The 18,757-nt window shown below is 40.3% G+C and carries 20 protein-coding genes; 7 read left to right on the top strand and 13 right to left on the bottom strand.

What is annotated here, in order from left to right:
- Nucleotides 1-56: 56 nt before the first annotated feature.
- Nucleotides 57-770 (bottom strand): fatty acid metabolism transcriptional regulator FadR, encoded by a 714-nt coding sequence (gene fadR / locus FW757_RS16675; RefSeq protein WP_149981452.1) that lies wholly within the window; start codon nucleotides 768-770, stop codon nucleotides 57-59.
- A gap of 433 nt (nucleotides 771-1,203) precedes the next feature.
- On the opposite strand from fadR, the gene nhaB reads away from it, so the two are divergent.
- From nhaB to FW757_RS16690, 3 genes are all read left to right on the top strand, one after another.
- On the top strand, nucleotides 1,204-2,787 hold the full coding sequence (gene nhaB, locus FW757_RS16680) for a sodium/proton antiporter NhaB (protein WP_182718161.1): 1,584 nt from the start codon (nucleotides 1,204-1,206) through the stop codon (nucleotides 2,785-2,787).
- A 164-nt stretch (nucleotides 2,788-2,951) separates the two neighbouring features.
- Nucleotides 2,952-3,464, top strand: coding sequence for a disulfide bond formation protein DsbB (gene dsbB, locus FW757_RS16685; RefSeq protein ID WP_182739673.1), 513 nt, complete (start codon nucleotides 2,952-2,954; stop codon nucleotides 3,462-3,464).
- Nucleotides 3,464-3,766, top strand: coding sequence for a DUF6170 family protein (locus FW757_RS16690; protein WP_182718163.1), 303 nt, complete (start codon nucleotides 3,464-3,466; stop codon nucleotides 3,764-3,766). Before dsbB ends, FW757_RS16690 begins: the two co-directional genes overlap by 1 nt.
- Before the next feature lie 16 nt (nucleotides 3,767-3,782).
- On the opposite strand, the gene FW757_RS16695 is transcribed toward FW757_RS16690, so the two are convergent.
- Nucleotides 3,783-4,079 carry a ComEA family DNA-binding protein gene (locus FW757_RS16695; protein WP_446441455.1) on the bottom strand — a complete coding sequence of 99 codons (297 nt, stop codon included), beginning with the start codon at nucleotides 4,077-4,079 and terminating at the stop codon, nucleotides 3,783-3,785.
- A 261-nt stretch (nucleotides 4,080-4,340) separates the two neighbouring features.
- On the opposite strand from FW757_RS16695, the gene FW757_RS16700 reads away from it, so the two are divergent.
- The gene (locus FW757_RS16700; protein ID WP_182718165.1) at nucleotides 4,341-4,655 is read left to right on the top strand and encodes a YebG family protein; all 315 of its coding nucleotides are present in this window, start codon (nucleotides 4,341-4,343) and stop codon (nucleotides 4,653-4,655) included.
- 70 nt (nucleotides 4,656-4,725) lie between these two features.
- On the opposite strand, the gene putP is transcribed toward FW757_RS16700, so the two are convergent.
- A complete protein-coding gene (gene putP, locus FW757_RS16705) occupies nucleotides 4,726-6,237 on the bottom strand; it encodes a sodium/proline symporter PutP (protein ID WP_149981458.1) in 1,512 nt (503 codons plus the stop codon).
- Nucleotides 6,238-6,615: 378 nt separating this feature from the next.
- Here putP and FW757_RS16710 point away from each other — a divergent pair, with 378 nt between their 5' ends.
- Nucleotides 6,616-7,839 carry an EAL and HDOD domain-containing protein gene (locus FW757_RS16710; RefSeq protein ID WP_182718219.1) on the top strand — a complete coding sequence of 408 codons (1,224 nt, stop codon included), beginning with the start codon at nucleotides 6,616-6,618 and terminating at the stop codon, nucleotides 7,837-7,839.
- 67 nt (nucleotides 7,840-7,906) lie between these two features.
- Here the strand turns inward: FW757_RS16710 and FW757_RS16715 are convergent, their stop codons facing one another.
- From FW757_RS16715 to ccmA, 10 genes are read right to left on the bottom strand one after another with little or no spacing between them, the layout of a single operon-like run.
- Nucleotides 7,907-8,638 carry an MlaA family lipoprotein gene (locus tag FW757_RS16715; protein WP_182718166.1) on the bottom strand — a complete coding sequence of 244 codons (732 nt, stop codon included), beginning with the start codon at nucleotides 8,636-8,638 and terminating at the stop codon, nucleotides 7,907-7,909.
- A 9-nt stretch (nucleotides 8,639-8,647) separates the two neighbouring features.
- Nucleotides 8,648-9,946: a c-type cytochrome biogenesis protein CcmI gene (ccmI, locus tag FW757_RS16720; RefSeq protein ID WP_182761086.1), complete on the bottom strand. Its 1,299-nt coding sequence runs from the start codon at nucleotides 9,944-9,946 to the stop codon at nucleotides 8,648-8,650.
- The gene (locus FW757_RS16725; RefSeq protein ID WP_182718168.1) at nucleotides 9,947-10,408 is read right to left on the bottom strand and encodes a cytochrome c-type biogenesis protein; all 462 of its coding nucleotides are present in this window, start codon (nucleotides 10,406-10,408) and stop codon (nucleotides 9,947-9,949) included.
- Nucleotides 10,405-10,977: a DsbE family thiol:disulfide interchange protein gene (locus FW757_RS16730; RefSeq protein ID WP_182718169.1), complete on the bottom strand. Its 573-nt coding sequence runs from the start codon at nucleotides 10,975-10,977 to the stop codon at nucleotides 10,405-10,407. Before FW757_RS16730 ends, FW757_RS16725 begins: the two co-directional genes overlap by 4 nt.
- A complete protein-coding gene (locus FW757_RS16735; protein WP_182794254.1) occupies nucleotides 10,974-12,941 on the bottom strand; it encodes a heme lyase CcmF/NrfE family subunit in 1,968 nt (655 codons plus the stop codon). The genes FW757_RS16730 and FW757_RS16735 overlap by 4 nt, the downstream gene beginning before the upstream one ends.
- Before the next feature lies 1 nt (nucleotide 12,942).
- On the bottom strand, nucleotides 12,943-13,422 hold the full coding sequence (ccmE, locus tag FW757_RS16740; protein WP_149981464.1) for a cytochrome c maturation protein CcmE: 480 nt from the start codon (nucleotides 13,420-13,422) through the stop codon (nucleotides 12,943-12,945).
- Nucleotides 13,419-13,622 (bottom strand): heme exporter protein CcmD, encoded by a 204-nt coding sequence (gene ccmD, locus FW757_RS16745; RefSeq protein ID WP_182718171.1) that lies wholly within the window; start codon nucleotides 13,620-13,622, stop codon nucleotides 13,419-13,421. The genes ccmE and ccmD overlap by 4 nt, the downstream gene beginning before the upstream one ends.
- Before the next feature lie 2 nt (nucleotides 13,623-13,624).
- A complete protein-coding gene (locus FW757_RS16750) occupies nucleotides 13,625-14,362 on the bottom strand; it encodes a heme ABC transporter permease (protein WP_149981466.1) in 738 nt (245 codons plus the stop codon).
- 1 nt (nucleotide 14,363) lies between these two features.
- Nucleotides 14,364-15,050, bottom strand: a complete 687-nt coding sequence (gene ccmB, locus FW757_RS16755; protein ID WP_182718172.1) for a heme exporter protein CcmB — start codon at nucleotides 15,048-15,050, stop codon at nucleotides 14,364-14,366.
- Nucleotides 15,050-15,670 carry a cytochrome c biogenesis heme-transporting ATPase CcmA gene (gene ccmA / locus FW757_RS16760; protein ID WP_149981467.1) on the bottom strand — a complete coding sequence of 207 codons (621 nt, stop codon included), beginning with the start codon at nucleotides 15,668-15,670 and terminating at the stop codon, nucleotides 15,050-15,052. Before ccmA ends, ccmB begins: the two co-directional genes overlap by 1 nt.
- A 102-nt stretch (nucleotides 15,671-15,772) precedes the next feature.
- Here ccmA and fliK point away from each other — a divergent pair, with 102 nt between their 5' ends.
- Together fliK and FW757_RS16770 are read left to right on the top strand one after the other, a co-directional pair.
- Nucleotides 15,773-18,439, top strand: a complete 2,667-nt coding sequence (fliK, locus tag FW757_RS16765) for a flagellar hook-length control protein FliK (protein ID WP_259398485.1) — start codon at nucleotides 15,773-15,775, stop codon at nucleotides 18,437-18,439.
- Nucleotides 18,440-18,442: 3 nt separating this feature from the next.
- On the top strand, nucleotides 18,443-18,751 hold the full coding sequence (locus FW757_RS16770) for an EscU/YscU/HrcU family type III secretion system export apparatus switch protein (RefSeq protein ID WP_145239329.1): 309 nt from the start codon (nucleotides 18,443-18,445) through the stop codon (nucleotides 18,749-18,751).
- Nucleotides 18,752-18,757: the final 6 nt, after the last annotated feature.

Genomic DNA, 18,757 nt, shown 5'->3' on the forward strand with positions numbered 1-18,757 from the left:
AAAAAAACCTGCATATGCAGGCTTCTTATAGATATAACTATACAGTAAATGCAGAGTTAATCCATGATATTTTCCGGCATATCACCACGGATTTTTTGCCAGATCTCACCAGTTTGATGACCGTATTTACGCATCATTGAAATTGCGCCGTCATGTTCGCGTTTCTCAGCAAGTATGGTTAAATCTTTATAAAATTGACGCGCTAACTGACGCGTGCCTGGATCTGAAAAATAATGACAGCCAATTTTAGAGTAAAAACCCTTAAAACCATTAAGAATAAGTACATAAATACGGTTATTACCTGCAACAGCCAACTCATGATGTACTTTATAATCATAATCAGCGAAAGCTTGTGCACTATCTTCAAGTTCATCACTTTTTGAAAGAATTTCTATCACGCGATCAGGTGCTAGTTTAATGGCAGCGCGAGTATAGATAGCGCTAATATTAGTACGCGCAGAAAGTAACTGGTCGGTTAACTCGGGCATTTTATCTTCATCAAGACGCGCTAAGGTCTCTAAAATATTAAGTCCTGAGGTTTCCCAAAAGTTATTTACTCGAGTCGGTTTACCGTGTTGGATTGTTAACCAACCATCACGCGCTAAACGCTGCAGTACTTCACGTAAGGTTGTACGAGTAACACCGATTAATTCTGATAACTCTCGCTCAGCGGGAAGAATAGAACCTGGTGGAAAATCACCATTCCAAATTGACTCAACAATGTACTCTTCGGCAAACCCTGCTGGGCTTTTCGCTTTAAAAATTCTCATTCAATTCCCACTTGAGTTACCACATAACATTACTTTAAACGATTAACTGACTGATTGTACCAGATGAAGCCAAACTAACAAGTAAAGTCACTTCATTAATTCACCCACGACGACAGGCTTAAGCCTCTACTCTCGCCACGTTTTTAAAATGGATACAGGCTAATTTATCACTCTTTCAGTGTCGCTTTCTTTTATACTAAATTGAAGGGATTGACCACAAAGAGTAATAGACATTTAACTTCATTATGCACACTATACGGACTGAATAAAAATACCCATTTCGCTATTTCAGCTACACTTAATATAGCGCGGCATATTAAATGGATAAAAGGTACGTGATGTTGTTTATAGCTTTTTTGTTTACACCACGGCTAGACTGAATTAACTTAACCAACAACAGTTATACTTAAATGTACAATAATAAGGAACACCTATGCAACAGAGTGTTTTCAATGCAATTTTTAAGAATTTTTTAGGCTCTGCCCCACAGTGGTATAAATACACAATTATTGCTTTTTTAGCTATTAACCCTGTGTTATTTCATATCAATCCCTATATGGCTGGTTGGGCATTAGTTTTAGAGTTTATTTTTACTCTCGCGATGGCGCTGAAATGTTATCCACTGCAACCAGGTGGTTTACTTGCAATTGAAGCACTGTTTATAGGCATGACAACTGCCGGGCAAGTAGAGCATGAAATTGTTCAAAATGTAGATGTAATCTTACTGTTGATCTTTATGGTCGCAGGTATCTACTTTATGAAAGATTTATTACTCTATATTTTCACCCGCTTGGTGGTATCAGTTCGCAGCAAAACTGTACTTTCCTTAGCATTTACTATTTCTGCAGCATTTCTTTCTGCTTTTTTAGACGCACTTACAGTAATGGCGGTGGTCATAGCTGTCGCTATGGGCTTTTACAGTATTTACCATAAAGTCGCCTCAGGGAAAGACTCCACTAGTGAACATGACATTAACGATGATAACCAAGTACGCCCAGTTAATCGTCAGGAACTTGAAGAATTTCGAGCTTTTTTACGTAACTTATTAATGCATGCTTCGATTGGTACCGCGCTTGGTGGAGTCTGTACTATGGTGGGTGAACCACAAAATCTTATTATTGCAGAACGAGCAAGCTGGCAATTTGGGGAGTTTTTCTTGCGTATGTTGCCTGTTACTATGCCTGTATTCATCGCTGGTATTGTTACTACAATATTACTCGAAAAAACAAAAACCTTCGGTTATGGCGCAAAGTTACCAGAACCGATTCATCAAATACTTGCTGATCACGCAAAAGAGCTCGATAACAAACGCACTAAACGCGATAAAGTTAATCTGATGTTTCAGTCATTTATTGCTGTATGGTTGATCATTGCATTAGCTTTACACCTTGCCACGGTTGGCTTAATTGGCTTATCCGTCATTATTTTTGCAACTGCGTCCGCTGGTATAATCGAAGAACACCAACTAGGAAAAGCGTTTGAAGAAGCATTGCCGTTTACTGCACTGTTATGTGTATTTTTCTCAATCGTTGCAGTAATTATTGATCAACACTTATTTACTCCTGTAATAACTTGGGTACTGACATTTGAAGGGCAATTACAGTTAGTTATGTTTTTTGTCGCTAATGGCCTACTCTCGATGGTCAGTGATAATGTGTTTGTTGGCACTGTTTACATCAACGAAGTAGCGGCGGCTTTAAAAGCAGGACAAATTAGTCGCGACCAATTTGATTTATTAGCAGTAGCAATTAATACTGGTACTAACTTACCAAGTGTAGCCACACCGAATGGACAAGCTGCATTTTTATTCTTACTAACATCAACACTTGCTCCCGTATTACGTTTATCTTACGGGCGTATGGTTTATATGGCACTTCCCTATACCATTGTACTTACGGTTGTTGGTTTAAGCTCTACATATCTAGGGCTTAGTGAGGTAACTGATTTACTCTATCAATGGGGTTGGATTGAACACCACAGCGCAAGCTTACAAAGTATAGGAAGTTCAGGGCATTAAATATCCAAACTCTGGACAGTAAATCCCTTAACCCATATTTAGGTTAAAGAGTAAAAAACAAAGCTGCTTCGGCAGCTTTTTTATTGTTACAAATCATATTTATCCTTGCGCCTAGTTTAATGACTAAGTCATAATTCATCTACAAATTATAGATTGGATATTTTATGACTTGGTTAGCAAATTTAGCCCAACAGCGCAGTGCTTGGTTACTGCTCGCTTTTAGTGCTTTTATTTTTGAAGTAATCGCATTGTTTTTTCAATATCAAATGGGCTTAGAGCCATGCATTATGTGTATTTACCAACGTACTGCCATGCTGGGGTTATTAGCCGCAGGGTTACTCGGTGCAATTAAACCCACGAATGTAATATGCCGTCTAACAGCATTTTCTGCATGGGCAGTTGCCAGTATTTGGGGTTATTTAATTGCACGCGAACATATCGATATGCAAACTACCACCGATCCTTTTGCGTTTAGCTGTGAATTCGAACCTAATTTCCCATTACCATTGCACGAATGGATGCCACATTTTTTTGCTGCAACAGGTGACTGTGGCAACATCGATTGGCAATTTGCAGGGCTAAGTATGCCGGCGTGGATGGAGATCATTTTTGCCGCATTTACTCTGATACTAATGGCCGTTGTAGCAAGTCGTTTAATAATTAAAAAGTCGCTGTGATGATGGCATTATTTTCAAGTCAAGTAACGCAATTAAAATCGTTTAAAATACGTCAACGTCAGCAAATAATTGCGATTGCAGTGAGTATGTTAACTCCAATGCAAAAAATCAGTTTGCGTATTATAAAGCTGGTTTTATTGATCCCAGTATTTCTATCATTAGCGTATGTTGAAGGTTGGTTGTTACTTCCAGCTTTACTTCTGGCCGGGTTAAGCTACCCGTTGTTAACCACTCCAGTCGAAATTCAATTCTCTAAACGCTATTTAAGGCACGCTATTAAGCAATTTGAGCAGGGCGAATAATTCGCCCTGCTGATTTTTAGAATGTAACTTTGCCATCCAATTTAGCGACTAATTTTTCGCCAATACCTTTCACCTGCGCTAAATCTGCAACAGACTTAAACTTGCCTTGCTTGGTACGGAAATCAATTATCGCTTGCGCTTTTGATTTACCAATACCCGGCAGCTTAGTAAGCTGTTCGACTGTTGCTTGATTCACATTGACTAACTGAACTTTCTTCATACTTTCAGCAGTCTCTGTTTTAGTTACAGCTGCGCTACTAGGCAATGAAATAGCTAAGCCAAGCACTACCACTATTAAAGTTAAAAACTTCATGTTTCTCCTCCATGATATCCATACGTGGACTCAATTAATAGTTGATTTTAATGCCTTCACTTTTGGACTACCTCCAAATAAAGTCATACTAAAAAAGTGCGACTATTTAAATAAAGTAAAGTTGTACCTCTTTGTCAAATCCTAGTAGTAAAAAATAAAAATGTTCACTTGCAAAAAGACCAATAAACAATTACTGTACATAAAAACAGTAATCAATCAAGGTGAACTTGTTATTCACCAAGCAAATTGGCAGGAGAAATCATGGCTGTTGTTGTTAAATATGTTGTAGAGAGAAACGGAGTCGAGCGTATGACGTTTACTACTAAAAAAGAAGCTGACGCGTATGACAAAATGCTTGATATAGCAGAGTCGCTTGAGGTTATGCTTGAGAAAGTTGATGTGCCACTAAGCGAACAACAAATCGAATCGCTCGCACTTGAGATTGCTAAAAGTAAAGACGACTTTATGAATGTACTTAAAGGCGGCAAAGAGGCAATACAGAAAACACCTACGGCGAAAGTAAAAAAAGAAAATGTAGCGTCGATTAAAGCCAGCGCAGATAAAGAAGCAAGCTAAAAAATTACAAGTTAACTAACTAAAAAAGGGCAATTAATTGCCCTTTTTTAGTTATAAAAATTACTACCCGTTATAGCCCTCGTTCAACTTCATCAAATAATTCGGTGATCTCTTTATTTGGTGGCGCTGTTGATAAGCTCACTGTAATGATTGCAATTGTTGCAAGTATAAAGCCCGGTATAATTTCATAAATGATACTGCTGAGGCTCTCACCATTTATAGTGATTGGCGCGTATATCCAGATCAACACTGTCCCTGCACCCACAACCATGCCACTGATCGCACCTTGTAGATTCATTCGCTTCCAATACAAGCTAAGTAATACTAACGGGCCAAACGCAGCCCCAAAACCAGCCCATGCATTACTTACTAAATCTAAAATAGAACTATCGCGATCATAAGCCAAATAAATAGCAAATAATGCAACGAGTAGTACACTAATTCGCCCAACTAAAACCAGCTCGGTTTGTGATGCATCACGGTTTAAATAAATTTTATAGAAGTCTTCAGTCAAAGAGCTTGAACAAACCAATAACTGAGATGAAATAGTACTCATAATCGCAGCTAAAATAGCAGCAAGTAAAAAGCCGGCAATAAGTGGATGGAAAACCAATTCAGATAATACTAAGAATATAGTTTCTTTATCGTCAATCAGCATTTGATTTTCGATCATGTAAGCGGCACCAAATAGTCCAGTTAACACTGCACCAATCGCTGATAAAGTCATCCACGACATACCAATACGACGCATAGTTGGCATATCTTTCACTGACCGTACTGACATAAAACGTACTATGATATGCGGTTGACCAAAATAACCTAAGCCCCATGCCATTGCAGAAATAATAGCGATAGTTGAACCACCAGCAAACCAATCTAACATATTAAGCGAGTGGACTTCGCTCTCTTTCGGAGCGCTTAACAGCAAGTCATAGCTGGCATTAGCAAGTGTGTCTAACACTGGCTGGTCTAGCATCGTATAAGTAACAATAGGTACAGCAAGTAGCGAGACAAACATAATGCAACCTTGCACAAAGTCAGTCAAACTAACAGCTAAGAAACCACCAAACAATGTATAGAGTACGACGACTCCGGTTGTCACATAAAGCCCTGTTTCGTAACTCATCTGAAATGAGTTTTCGAATAATTTTCCGCCAGCGACAACGCCTGAAGAAGTATAAAGTGTGAAGAAAACGATGATCACGATTGCCGAGATGACTCGTAATATATTTTTATTATCAGCAAAACGATTAGCAAAGTAATCTGGGATGGTAATCGAGTCATTCGCTTTTTCAGTATAGACACGTAGCCTTGGCGCGACTAAAAAGTAGTTTGCCCAAGCACCAAGTACTAAACCTATCGCAATCCAAACTTTACTTAAGCCAAATAGATACATAGCACCGGGTAAACCCATAAGTAGCCAACCACTCATGTCCGATGCACCTGCAGATAGTGCAGCTACAGCTGGTGATAAACTTCTGCCACCCAACATATAACCCGACACATCGGCGGTAGACTGCTTATAAGCGTACAAGCCAATGCCTAGCATTACGATAAAATACGCAGCTAAAGAAATAATCATTCCAGTTTCCAAACTCGCCTCCAACTCTGAAGTTAAAACCTGGCTTTCAATCCTAATAATGACTCATAAATCAATACTATATAAAGTCATTATTGGTGTAAAAACCAACCTAGAACTTGACTATATCACGCAAAGGGTGAATAACTCCACTTACTGAGGTAGCCAAGTAATGATATAAGGTGGAGTTGTTTTTATCTGATGGTTAATTATTTAACTACAGAACATGGTAATTAATACTTAATTACCTTAGGATTAGATCGATGATGTATCAATTAATTAATACTATAGCATTGATATTCTAAATATAATTAATGCTATTTATGCTGTTTTATCTTATATTGCCCAAGTAATCGCTTAACTGATGTGGACCCGCTGTTTATGTATTTTTATGCTGCACGCCAACCAATTTTAGATCGAAACAAACAACTTGTAGGGTATGAGCTACTCTTTCGTGATGGCGTTGATAATGTATTCCCTGATATTGATGGTGACGAGGCAACCACTCGGCTAATTGAAGGTAGTCAATTCAATTTTGGTTTAGAAGATCTCACCGATAATAAACCAGCGTATATCAACTTTACGCTTGAAACATTACAAAAAGGCTACCCAACTCTGCTTGGTAAAGATCAGATTGTTGTAGAAATACTCGAAACAATTCAACCTGGGAAACGCTTGCTCGCGATCGTCAAAGACTTAAAACAAAAAGGTTATACGCTCGCGCTGGATGATTATATTCACCAGCCTGTATGGCGTCATTTTTATCCTTTTATTGATATTATTAAAATAGATTTTATCAATTGTGACGTTGACACTATCCACACCATAATCGAAGAAATTAAACCTTATCCGCATATAAAATTATTAGCAGAAAAGGTAGAAACCTACGAAAAGTATCAATTAGCATTAGATCTTGGCTTTACTTACTTTCAGGGGTTTTTCTTTTCCAAACCAGAAATGGTGCAAAGTAAAACCTTGCCGCCATCAGAGATAGCTCTTGCCGAGCTGCTTTATGAGACATCCACTGTTGAAGTCAATTTAAAGAAAATTACCGACGTATTTGAGCGAGATGTAAACCTCTCTTATAAATTATTACGTTATAGTAATTCAGCGGCATTTAAGCGCAGAGCTGAGATCAGCACCATCAAACAAGCCCTAATTGTGCTAGGTGCAGCAGAAATTAAAAAGTTTTTATCCTTGTTGTTTGCAGCTCAAGTTGCTGGTGATAAACCCGCAGAGTTAATACGCTTATCGTTAACCAGAGCACGCTTTACTGAGTTGCTAGCTATAAACCATAATAAACTCAAAGATACGGGCATGGCTTTTTTAACCGGTATGATGTCATTAATGGATGCCATATTAGATGAAGATATGCAAAGCGTGATGAAAAAGCTACCATTATCCAACGACATAAAGTTAGCATTATTAGAGGATCAAGGTTTACTGGCACAATATCTGCGCTTAGTAAAATTATACGAACAAGCCAATTGGCAAGGTGCAAACGCGATTAAAGATGAGCTTGGTCTTGGCGCTGGTAAAGTGCCAGATGCGTATCATGATGCCGTTAACTGGGCTAATGAACAAATGAAAGTGCTGGCAGGATAATAAATAATACCGTAAATAACAATGCCAGCTTAGACGCTGGCATTTTTATTTAACCTGAAAATACACATTAAAGGCTTTCTAAAAAGTCTTCATCAAAATCGTCGGGCTCTTTTTCAACCGGTGGATTACCATCATACAACTCATATAACTGACGTTGAAAGTAAATGTCTTTCATAAAAATATACGGATCGAGTGACTCATTCAATAAGCTTTCTTGTGGTATTAAAGAAGCCCGAGCTTCTACAGCCTTTAACGCAAACACCAATACAGTTTGTGGCGTGGTTAAGGCAATTTTTGGTAACACATAGCCATCAACCACTGCACCCGTTAGGTTACGCGCTGTTGACGGTCCCATTCCCGGTAGCATTAAATAAGCACCGTCGCCTATTCCCCATACCCCCAGAGTTTGACCAAAGTCTTCATCGACAATATTCAAACCAAGCGATGTCGCAACATCAAATAAGCCAAAAATACCCACAGTTGAATTAACTAAAAACCGCGCTAAGCTCACGCCTGCGTTACCCGCTTTACCTTGTAGCGTGGCATTAACTACATCAGTTGGTGCACTAATGTTGCCAGTAAAATTGACGATACTACGGCGCACCGGTGTTGGTGTTACGGCCACATACCCTACCGCAACAGGGCGCAGAACATAAGCATCAAGTACATCCATATTAAAATCATACATTGGACGGTTAAATGATTGTAGTGGATCTCGCTCATCTATTTTTTCGTCAGGCACTTGCGCGCATCCTGCTAGCACCAATAGCCCAAACAAAACTAAACTCTGTCTTAACATCTTTTATCCTTAAGGTATTAATTCATTGATAAGTAAATCGTAAGCCTTGGTTTGGCTACGTTCTAACACATCTGAACGCCCTTCCAACTCACCCGTTGAAGGCATTACTGATGCATCCTTTGAAATGCGTGCAGTTAAAATAATTTTATCAACGCTTGAAAGCGTTAACCCTGCGACCATAGCATTACTATCACTTAACTGTACTTCAATTGGAAAACTATAATCTGTTAATTTTACCACTGCGAGCGGCATTGGCGGACCATTGGCAGCTTTTGCAAATACGAATAAGGTACCTTGGATTGGAAGCTTGTCCGCAAGCTGTGGCGCAAGATTAACGGTAACTTTGATAGCACTCATTTTAGCTGCGTTATTATCCTCGCCACTGCCCTGCTCAGCTTGTGGTTGCAACGCAGGTGCTAGTTGTGTGTTTTCAGCTGTAATATTTTGTTCAATTTCAGTAATTCGCTGAGCAATCATGTCATAGCGAGTATCTTGCTCATCCATACTCTTTAAAAGCACTTCGAATGCTGCTTTTGCTTGCAACCAATCATGACGCTCATAAGCAATTAACGCTAACAATGAAATAGCATCAAGGTTAGTTGGATCGTCTTTGAGCACTTTAGAGAGCATACCCGCAGCGCGCGTCATATTTACATCACTGCCTTCAAGTAATAGTACTTGGCTGTAACTGATCAGCACAGGCATGTTGTCAGGATCCATGCGTAGCACTTTATCAAATGACTGTTGCGCCATGTCGTATTCATTCAATGACATTGCAACACGACCGAGTAGCATCCAAGCCACTTGATCATCACCACTTTGCGCAAGTTTAGTGCGTAGCCCTAACGCAAACGCTTGTAATTCATTTTGGGTTAAAGGTTCGCCTTGTTGCATCACGGCTCGTTCACCATAAACTGCTAAATTATCCATGGCGCTGTGCCAGTTCTGCAACTGTTGTTGTGAACCAGTTGCGGTATAAAATACAGCGGTAAAAGCGATTAAAAATGCACTGCCTGTTAATGCAAAAATACGGTTATTGCCTCTGCTCATCAGTGATTTTTCAGGCGATAACTCATTTAGTAAACGACGTTTGAGCTCAATCACAGACTCATCATGGTTAACTTGGTCAATACGTTGATTTGCTAAATCATTTGCCAGCTCGCCAAGGCGCTGATGGTAGATGGCAATAAGCTCTGAATTAGCATTGTAAGTGAGACTTTGTACCCGCTCTTTACTCAAAAACGGCAATGCCACAAACGTCACAGCTAATAAGGTTAATAATGCAAAAGAAACCCACATTAGTATCATTTAAATCTGCTCCTGACGTTCATTTTTCGCAATGAGCTTGGCTAATAACGCCTCATCTTGCTCACTCCATGTTTGCTTAACCGCAGCCTTACGTTGACGAAAAATAATAAAGCCAAAGCCAAATACCACAATCAAAATAGGTAATACCCATAACACTAATGTTGCTGGCGTTACTGGCGGATCATAGTGAACAAAATAGCCATAGCGGTCAATCATATATTCAATCACATCGTCTTTCGATTTGCCTTCTTTGACTAACGCCAATACTTTTTCGCGCAAATCTTTCGCAACCACAGCATCTGAATCTGCGATATTTTGATTTTGACATTTAGGGCAACGTAATTCTTTAGTTAACTCAGTAAAGCGTTGCGCTTGTTCGTTGTTATCAAATTGGTAACGATCTTGCTCTGCCATAGCTATGCCACTGGCTAGTATCATTAAAACAATTAAAAAATATTTCATGGCTGTAATTCCTGCATCAAGGGAGCAAATTTAGCACGCCAAACTCGTGGGTTTATATCGCCAGTATGGTGCAATAAAATGGTGCCTTTGCTATCCACTAAAAATGTTTCAGGTGCACCTGACACACCTAAATCAAGCGAAAGAGTACGGTGTAAGTCAAGAATATTAAACTGATACGGATCACCGGCACGACTTAACATTGACGTCACTTCTTCACGTAGCGCTGGCATATCAAATTCACCATCAAAGTCAGCATCATAACTTTGTACATAGTAAAGCCCGATAATTTTAACGCCTTGCTCTCGCAATTGGGTTAAATAATCTAATTCAGCTAAACAGGTAGGACACCAAGTGCCCCATACATTGAGTAGATATACATCGCCTTTTAATTGGCTATCTTGCCAACGCTTTGAATCCTGCATTAAATCAGGTAAATCAAAGGCTGGCATTGGCTGACCTAACCGACCGGTTTGAATTTCTCTTGGGTTTGAAAACAAACCTTGAAATAAAAACACGCACACTAAAACAAATGCCAGCAGAGGTATCAGCGCTAACAATTTGCGGTTCATACCAGTTTCTCCTGTGACTTATCGGTTTTTTTCTTGCTAGTACGGTAACGTTTGTCACCTAAAATCATAAAACCGGCAAGTGAGATCAATACACCACCAATCCACATCCAACGTACAAATGGCTTGTGATAGATGCGCAATGACCAACCGCCGTTATTTAATTGCTCACCCAGAGCAAGGTATAAATCACGGGTAAAGCCAGCATCAATTGCAGCCTCAGTCATAAATTGCATACCAATATCGTAACGGCGCTTTTCAGCATGCAGTACAGTGACTAGTTTATCATTTTTCAGGACGCTCACTTCTCCAGCATGACCACTGTAGTTTGCACCACGAATAGTGTATACCCCTTCAAAACGATACTGATATTGATTTAACTGTACGATTTCGCCCGGCTTCATCGAAACATCACGTTCAACCGAATACGCCGAAGTTAAAGTGACACCTGCGATAACAAAGGCAATACCAACATGCCCTAGTACCATAGCCCAATAACTAAGTCCTAACCTTTTAAGACCTTGGCTAAAGTTAGTTTGCAAAGTAGCTTTAACATATAAATCAACACCGGTGGTGATCACAATCCATATCGCAAGCGTGGTCGCCAATAAAGTTAAAGGCGCTACGCTGGCATAACTTGAATATAACCAAGCAGCACTGATCACTATGCTCATTAACGCTGACACAAGTAGTTTATTTTGTAAAAAAGACCACTTATTTTGCTTCCAACGTAACAGAGGGCCAGTGCCCATTAAGATGGCAAACGGCACCAAAATAATGGCAAACATTTTATTAAAGAATGGTTCGCCAATTGAAATACTGCCTAAGCCCATTTCTTTATGAACCATAGGTAATAAAGTACCCAGTAACACAATAAATGTAGCAACCACTAAAAATATATTATTGAGCCATAACGCCACTTCACGTGATACCAGTTTGTAACGACCTTCGCTGCGTACTTGCGATACCCTAAATGCATATAAGGTTAACGCACCACCAACCACTATCGCTAAAAACGCTAAGATAAATAAGCCACGATCAGGATCGGTAGCAAACGCATGCACTGACACAATAATGCCAGAGCGAACAATAAAGGTGCCCAGTAAACTCAATGAAAATGCAGCAATCGCAAGTAATACGGTCCATGATTTAAATACACCGCGTTTTTCGGTTGCCGATAATGAGTGCAATAATGCAGTAGCTACTAACCAAGGCATAAGCGATGCGTTTTCAACGGGATCCCAAAACCACCAGCCACCCCAGCCAAGCTCGGAATATGCCCACCAGCTTCCAATAGTAATACCTAGTGTTAAAAATCCCCACGCAGTCATTGTCCAAGGACGTGACCACTTAGCCCACGTATTATCAAGTTTACCTGTTAATAACGCTGCAATTGCGAATGCAAAAGAAACCGATAGACCAACATAACCCATATATAATAAAGGTGGATGGATGATCATCCCTGGATCTTGTAATAGCGGATTAAGGTCGCGCCCTTCGACAGGAAAATACGGCAGTAATAATTCAAATGGATTTGACATCCACAGGGTGTAAAGCATAAAGCCAACACCTAAAAAGCCTAACACACCTAATACACGAGCACGCAGTATCCAAGGCAGTGAATTAGAGCGCAGTGCTACTACTGCTGTCCAACCGGCTTGCATTACTAGCCACAATAAAATAGCACCTTCGTGCCCACCCCAGGTTGAAGTGATTTTATAATACCAAGGCAAGGTACTGCTAGAATGATAAGCCACGTACGCGACGGTAAAATCATCGGTTAAACTGGCATAAATTAAGGCAGCGAATGACACTAATACAAATACAAATTGGCCAACAGCTAATGAAGGAGCTGCACGCATTAACCGTAAATTACCAGTATGTGCGCCCCATAGAGGAAAAATACACAATAAAACACTCAGCACCATGGCCAGTGTTAGGGAAAAATAACCGAGTTCTGGGATCATCTTAATTGCCACTTTCTAAGTTATATTTAGGTTTTTCGTGTTTGATCCCCTTCACCGCTTCCGCAACTTCAGCAGGCATGTATTCTTCATCATGCTTAGCCAATACTTCAAACGCTTCTATTACATTAGGTTCAATCAACACACCTTGAGCAACAATCCCTTGCCCCTCGCGAAATAAGTCAGGCAAAATACCTTGGTATTTGATCGTTACTAAAGGGCCTGTATCAATCAAGGTAAAGCTTACTTGTAGGCTGGTTTCATCTCGAATCACTGATCCTGGGACCACCATACCGCCAATACGCAACTTTTGACCAATGTGCGGCTTTTCTTTATTCGGGCCTTTACCTTCAATTAACTCACTTGGAGTATAAAATAAGTTAATATTTTCTTGCAGCGCATACAATACTAAACCGATGGCGGCACCAATACCGAATACAATAGCGACGACGCCAAGCAAACGTTTCTTACGTCTTGGGTTCATGCTTGATTCTCCTGTTGAGCGTGTTTAATGCGAGCCTCTCGTTCAGCTTGTTGCTGCACAGAAGCCATAATGCGCTTAGTATCATTCAAAGAACTAACTAAAATACCTAATAAAATCAGTGCACATGAACCAAAAGAAAGCCACACATAAAAGCCGTAACCGCCCATGGCAATAAAATCAGAAAAAGAATCAAACTGCATAACTAGCCCCTATTTAACAACTGACGCACCCAAGGGCGATGCTTTTCACGTTGTAAAATTTCATTTTTAAGACGCATCAAAGTCACCATGCCAACAAAACCAGCAAACGCGACTATATTTACCATTAATGGCCAAAACATACTTGAATCAATGGCTTTCGTATCAAACTTAGTAATAGTGGCACCTTGATGCAAGGTGTTCCACCACTCAACCGAAAAGTGGATAATGGGTAGGTTAATTACCCCCACAATAGCTAAAATAGATGCAGCTCGACCTGCTGCTTTTTTATCTTCAAAGGCATGATATAAAGACAATACCCCCAAATATAGAAATAATAGAATGAGCTCAGACGTAAGTCGTGCATCCCATACCCACCACGCACCCCACATAGGTTTACCCCAAGCGGCGCCAGTAATAAGTGCAATTGCAGTTACACATGCGCCAACAGGTGCGATGGCAATCACCGCCAACTCGGCATTACGAAGTTGCCATACCAAAGCGATCACTGCCGCAATAGCCATTGATGAATAAGCCCCCATCGACAAAATAGCTGACGGTACATGAATGAAAATAATGCGATAACTGTCTTTTTGTTGATAGTCAGCTGGTGCATAGGCTAACCCCCAGACCCAACCAATAATCATAAAGACAACCGTTATCACGGCAAAATAGGGCAGTAACGTATTGCATAATTGATATGCACGATCTGCTTTAGCGTAGGGATGTAACCACTTCCACATATTAACTTACACTCACTTTCAATGCTGACGATATGGCAATTGGTGCGCTGATAATTGCAATGACAAGCATCGCACCAAGGATGGCAAGCTGACCACTATAATCCAGCGACATTGTGCTGGTATCGATAGCAGACGTTGCAAAAATTAATACGGGGATATATAAAGGCAAGACCAATAAACTCATCAAAATGCCGCCTTTTTGTAATCCCACTGTAAGCCCAGCGCCAATAGCGCCGATAAAACTAAGTAATGGCGTACCCAATAGCAAGGTAAGCACCGTTGCAATCAATGCTTGATTGTCTAAATTTAATAACAAGGCGAACAGCGGCGTCATCAACACCAACGGCAAGCCTGTAATAATCCAATGGGCAACGACTTTGCCAAGCACCGTCAACGGTAACGGGTACGATGAAGCAATCAATTGCTCTAAACTACCATCATGATAGTCATCACGAAATAGTTTATCTAAGCCTAACATGGTTGAAAGTAACGCAGCGACCCAGATAATACCAGGTGCCATACGGCTAAGTAGACCGGGCTCAGGACCAATTGCTAACGGAAATAATGTAATAACAATTAAGAAGAACAAAATGGGGTTTACGATTTCAGCACGCTGGCGAAATGCCAGCCGTAAATCTTTTTTACAAACGGCACTAAATAGCTGCCAATATGAATGCTGGCGTAACATCAGTGTCGGTACTCCAGAGTAACGGTTTGCAACTCATTAAAGTGGGTCGTTAAGTCTTGGTGGGTGGTTAATAAAATCGCCCCACCTTGTGCTAGGTGAGCTAAAAAGCGTTGCTGCAAAAATGCGATACCGGCTTTATCTAAGGCTGTAAATGGCTCATCCAGCACCCATAACTTCGCATCATTAAGCCAAAGTCTGATCAACGCAACACGACGTTGTTGACCAGCAGATAGAGTACGCACAGGTACATCTTCAAGACCAACTAAGCCAATCTTAGCTAATAATGAGTAAAGATCTTGCTCAGTGTCGTAACCTTGAATCTGTAACCAAAATCGCAGGTTTTCAATCGCACTAAGTTGGCTATTCACCCCTGTTTTATGGCCGATAAATAACAATTGCCGGGCAAATTCATCATAATTTTTAGCAATTGATTCACCTTGCCACATAACTTGTCCTTCATCGGGCGCAGAAAAACCCGCAATTATACGCAGCAAGGATGTTTTACCAGCCCCATTTGGGCCTGCTAATTGCATGATTTGGCCTGATTTCAAGCTGAAATTAAGATCCGCAAACAAACAACGTTCTTGCTTGATGCAGGTGACGGACTTAATGTGTAACAAGATGATGATTCTCTATACCCAAAATTAGGCGTTAGTCTAGCATAATGATAGGGTAATACGAATAATGCTTTGCACCGATTAACAAAAACTTGATTTAAAATAATGAACAAACCTACACAGATAACATTAGCGAATTCGCTTCCTGTCAGTCATTCGTCGCACAATGGCGTTGCACAGCAATTACCTGTTTTCAGCGAGCAAACACTCAGCGCTAAAAACATCGTGTTCGCCAAAGGCTCTGTGCAGATGGAAGTCTATGTTGATAAGCATTGGCAAACATTACGCTTAGCTACAACTGGCACTGAAACAAACACTCAAAAAATTGCCAGTGCCGATATTCAACTCAGTAATGATGGTAAACAACTCACTATTTTACCAAAGCAAGCTGAGATCAGCTTGCGTCAAACAAACCAACTGCAAAGTGTTTTAAATTTAATTAACAGTGGTGTTCAGGTCGAGAATAAACCTTTGTCGTTGCAAATTATTTTACAGCCTGCTGCAAAATTACTGTTAAATCAGTTACACGCCAGTATTCCTATCAATAAAGAAGTCGCCCAACTACTGCACAATGAGCAAGATCTAAAAGCAATAATTACCCCGAACCGCAATAATTTTACCTTAAGTGTTGTTAATCGCTTTGCTGATACACTTCACCAGCAGCCAATCAGCCAAGCAAAACTTGCTCTTTGGCTCAGTAAACTGGTACCAAATGGGCAGCTACAGCTAGATAAAAATACCGCAATACTGAGCTTTAATAATTATAATGGCAATATTAAGCTCGCACTGCAGCAGCCGTTAAATAATCACAGCATACACTCAACTCAGCCTGGTGGGGTAATTCAAAAAGTACAATTAAATGCGCTTAATGAACAATTAATAATAAAAACGCAGCTACCAAAAATAGCTCTGCAGTTAAAAAATTCATTAGCCCATACTTTTAATTCATTGCTACAAAAAAGCCATGTACCAGGCCAGTTTAATACCCAAACAAGTGTCGCACCTAGCAGCCCCTTATTGGTCAGCAGCAGCCCAATAAGCTCGTGGTTGCAAGACAGTTTTGCTGACTTAAAAACCCGAATAAGTGACGCTGTACGCTATTTTGAAAGCAAACCATTTAGTCAAGTCAGCAATAAATCAGCTGTAGCACAATCACTAACACCAACAGATCAAACTGCACAAACCTTACTACCCAAATCACTCAGGCAAATAAACCTTGTGGCAATGGCGACAAGCAACACCCAACCATTACTGACAGATATTAGCCAAGGTACCGCGCTGCCAAAGCATTATCATCAATCGCCTCCCCTGGTACAGTTATTTCAGCGATTAAAAGCCGGTTTAGCAAGTATTACAGAGCCTAATGCGGTTAAAAATAACAGTACTACTGCGGCGCCACTGAGCAAAGATACCGATAACTACAAACAATTAAATAAACTAGCTGCCGCGATTCAATCCAGCGAGCAAACTACAGTAGCGCAAAATAAAACACCGCAGGTTACTGTTAATCCAAAACAAGCAGCATCTGATATTAATGCTCAACCTGCTCAGCTAAACAAAGAACCTATCGCTAAAGCGCTAGCACACAGTCCCGAACAAGTTCTACCCAGCAAAACCAATAGTACAACTGTCAATGTCAGTGATAATAGCGCTGTCGCCAAAACAGTTATAGCCGATGCTCAGCAAAAATTAAAAACAACTCCACCTTTTGCTGCAGGAGTAGATACCAAAGTAGCATCTCTAACAGCACAGCTAAACAACGACAATCTAAAAGCAAGTACTCACTTACATATAGAAGCACTATTAAAAGGACCGATAACCAGCGCTTTGCCAGCCAGCCAGATTAGCTTGCCACTGGAAGCCAAATTATTGGCATCACTTTTAAAAACGCCTATCGAAAAGCCGCTGCCTAATTTTAAATCAGCAGCAAACTACGATAAACAGCATATCGCTTCACAAATTAATAAACTAGCAGCGACCAAAGTAAGTGATAATGTCGATTTAAATCGGCTAGTCAATCAAGCTTTTAGCCGCATGATTGACAGCCAATCGTTGCAACCGTTAACCATTCAACGAGAAATACTCAGTGTTTTGCGTCCAGAAAGCTTAACAACTAGTGCCCTGCAAAATAGTTTTAGCCAATCTATTGAGCATTTGGCAGTGGCGATTTTAGCGGCTCCAAGCTTAGCAAATATCAGTGCGTTGAATTTTAACAGTCAAAGCTCACTTGATGCTTTATTACAAGTATTAGTGCCTAACTTTAAAGCAACTAACCCACAGAAACTGCAAGAACAATTACTACAGCCACAATCACAAGCCTTAGCGGCTGAGCTGAGCCAAATAAAAACTGCAATTAGCCAAATTAACAGCACCCCCATCAATCAGCAGCCTGATAATAATCCGTTAGTACAATTTTTACTGCCGATGCGACTGCCACCGGAAACCGCACAAACAGAAATTTCATTAGGACAATATAAAAAACCAAGCCAAAATAAACTCGAAGCTAAAAATGTTTGGTTTGTGCGACTTAATTTTGATTACGCTGAGCTTGGCCAATTACAGATCACCGCTGAATTAATGGATAAAGCACTCGATTGTCAATTACTTGCCTCAAGCCAAGATATCACCGCAATGGCTCATCCGCACCTTGAGAGTTTGCGTCATAAATTAACAGCTCATGGCCTACAAGTTGGTGAAATGAAGCTAAGCCAAGGTGCGCCGCAACACCAAGCTTTTTATCAATCCCATGCCATTATTAATATTAAGGTTTAAGCCATGAGTGAGATACCAAAACATAAGTCTGCAATTGGTTTAGTTTACGAAGCCGGTCGTACTCCTACAGTCAGTAGTAAAGGGTTTGGTGAGCTCGCAGAAGAGATCATTAAAGCTGCAGAAGAAAAAGGAATTTTGATCCACAAAGATGAAGCATTGGCTAAAACGTTATCGCATTTAGAGCTTGGCGAAGAGATCCCAAGAGAACTGTATTATGTGATTGCCGAACTGATTGCTTTTTCATATGTACTGCGGGGTAAATTCCCACCAGGCTGGCAAGACTTTCAAGGCAAGTTAAATATTCAGGCGTAAAAAGTA

Source organism: Pseudoalteromonas sp. 1181_04 (genome assembly GCF_052850545.1).

Coding starts and splice junctions, on each gene's coding strand:
- ccmI (WP_182761086.1), bottom strand. CDS start 9,946: ATGATACTAATGTGGGTTTCTTTTGCATTATTAACCTTATTAGCTGTG.
- FW757_RS16695 (WP_446441455.1), bottom strand. CDS start 4,079: ATGAAGTTTTTAACTTTAATAGTGGTAGTGCTTGGCTTAGCTATTTCA.
- FW757_RS16770 (WP_145239329.1), top strand. CDS start 18,443: ATGAGTGAGATACCAAAACATAAGTCTGCAATTGGTTTAGTTTACGAA.
- putP (WP_149981458.1), bottom strand. CDS start 6,237: ATGATTATTTCTTTAGCTGCGTATTTTATCGTAATGCTAGGCATTGGC.
- nhaB (WP_182718161.1), top strand. CDS start 1,204: ATGCAACAGAGTGTTTTCAATGCAATTTTTAAGAATTTTTTAGGCTCT.
- fliK (WP_259398485.1), top strand. CDS start 15,773: ATGAACAAACCTACACAGATAACATTAGCGAATTCGCTTCCTGTCAGT.
- fadR (WP_149981452.1), bottom strand. CDS start 770: ATGAGAATTTTTAAAGCGAAAAGCCCAGCAGGGTTTGCCGAAGAGTAC.
- FW757_RS16710 (WP_182718219.1), top strand. CDS start 6,616: ATGTATTTTTATGCTGCACGCCAACCAATTTTAGATCGAAACAAACAA.
- FW757_RS16725 (WP_182718168.1), bottom strand. CDS start 10,408: ATGAAATATTTTTTAATTGTTTTAATGATACTAGCCAGTGGCATAGCT.
- FW757_RS16700 (WP_182718165.1), top strand. CDS start 4,341: ATGGCTGTTGTTGTTAAATATGTTGTAGAGAGAAACGGAGTCGAGCGT.
- ccmB (WP_182718172.1), bottom strand. CDS start 15,050: ATGTTACGCCAGCATTCATATTGGCAGCTATTTAGTGCCGTTTGTAAA.
- FW757_RS16690 (WP_182718163.1), top strand. CDS start 3,464: ATGATGGCATTATTTTCAAGTCAAGTAACGCAATTAAAATCGTTTAAA.
- ccmD (WP_182718171.1), bottom strand. CDS start 13,622: ATGCAGTTTGATTCTTTTTCTGATTTTATTGCCATGGGCGGTTACGGC.
- dsbB (WP_182739673.1), top strand. CDS start 2,952: ATGACTTGGTTAGCAAATTTAGCCCAACAGCGCAGTGCTTGGTTACTG.
- ccmE (WP_149981464.1), bottom strand. CDS start 13,422: ATGAACCCAAGACGTAAGAAACGTTTGCTTGGCGTCGTCGCTATTGTA.
- FW757_RS16750 (WP_149981466.1), bottom strand. CDS start 14,362: ATGTGGAAGTGGTTACATCCCTACGCTAAAGCAGATCGTGCATATCAA.
- FW757_RS16715 (WP_182718166.1), bottom strand. CDS start 8,638: ATGTTAAGACAGAGTTTAGTTTTGTTTGGGCTATTGGTGCTAGCAGGA.
- FW757_RS16735 (WP_182794254.1), bottom strand. CDS start 12,941: ATGATCCCAGAACTCGGTTATTTTTCCCTAACACTGGCCATGGTGCTG.
- FW757_RS16730 (WP_182718169.1), bottom strand. CDS start 10,977: ATGAACCGCAAATTGTTAGCGCTGATACCTCTGCTGGCATTTGTTTTA.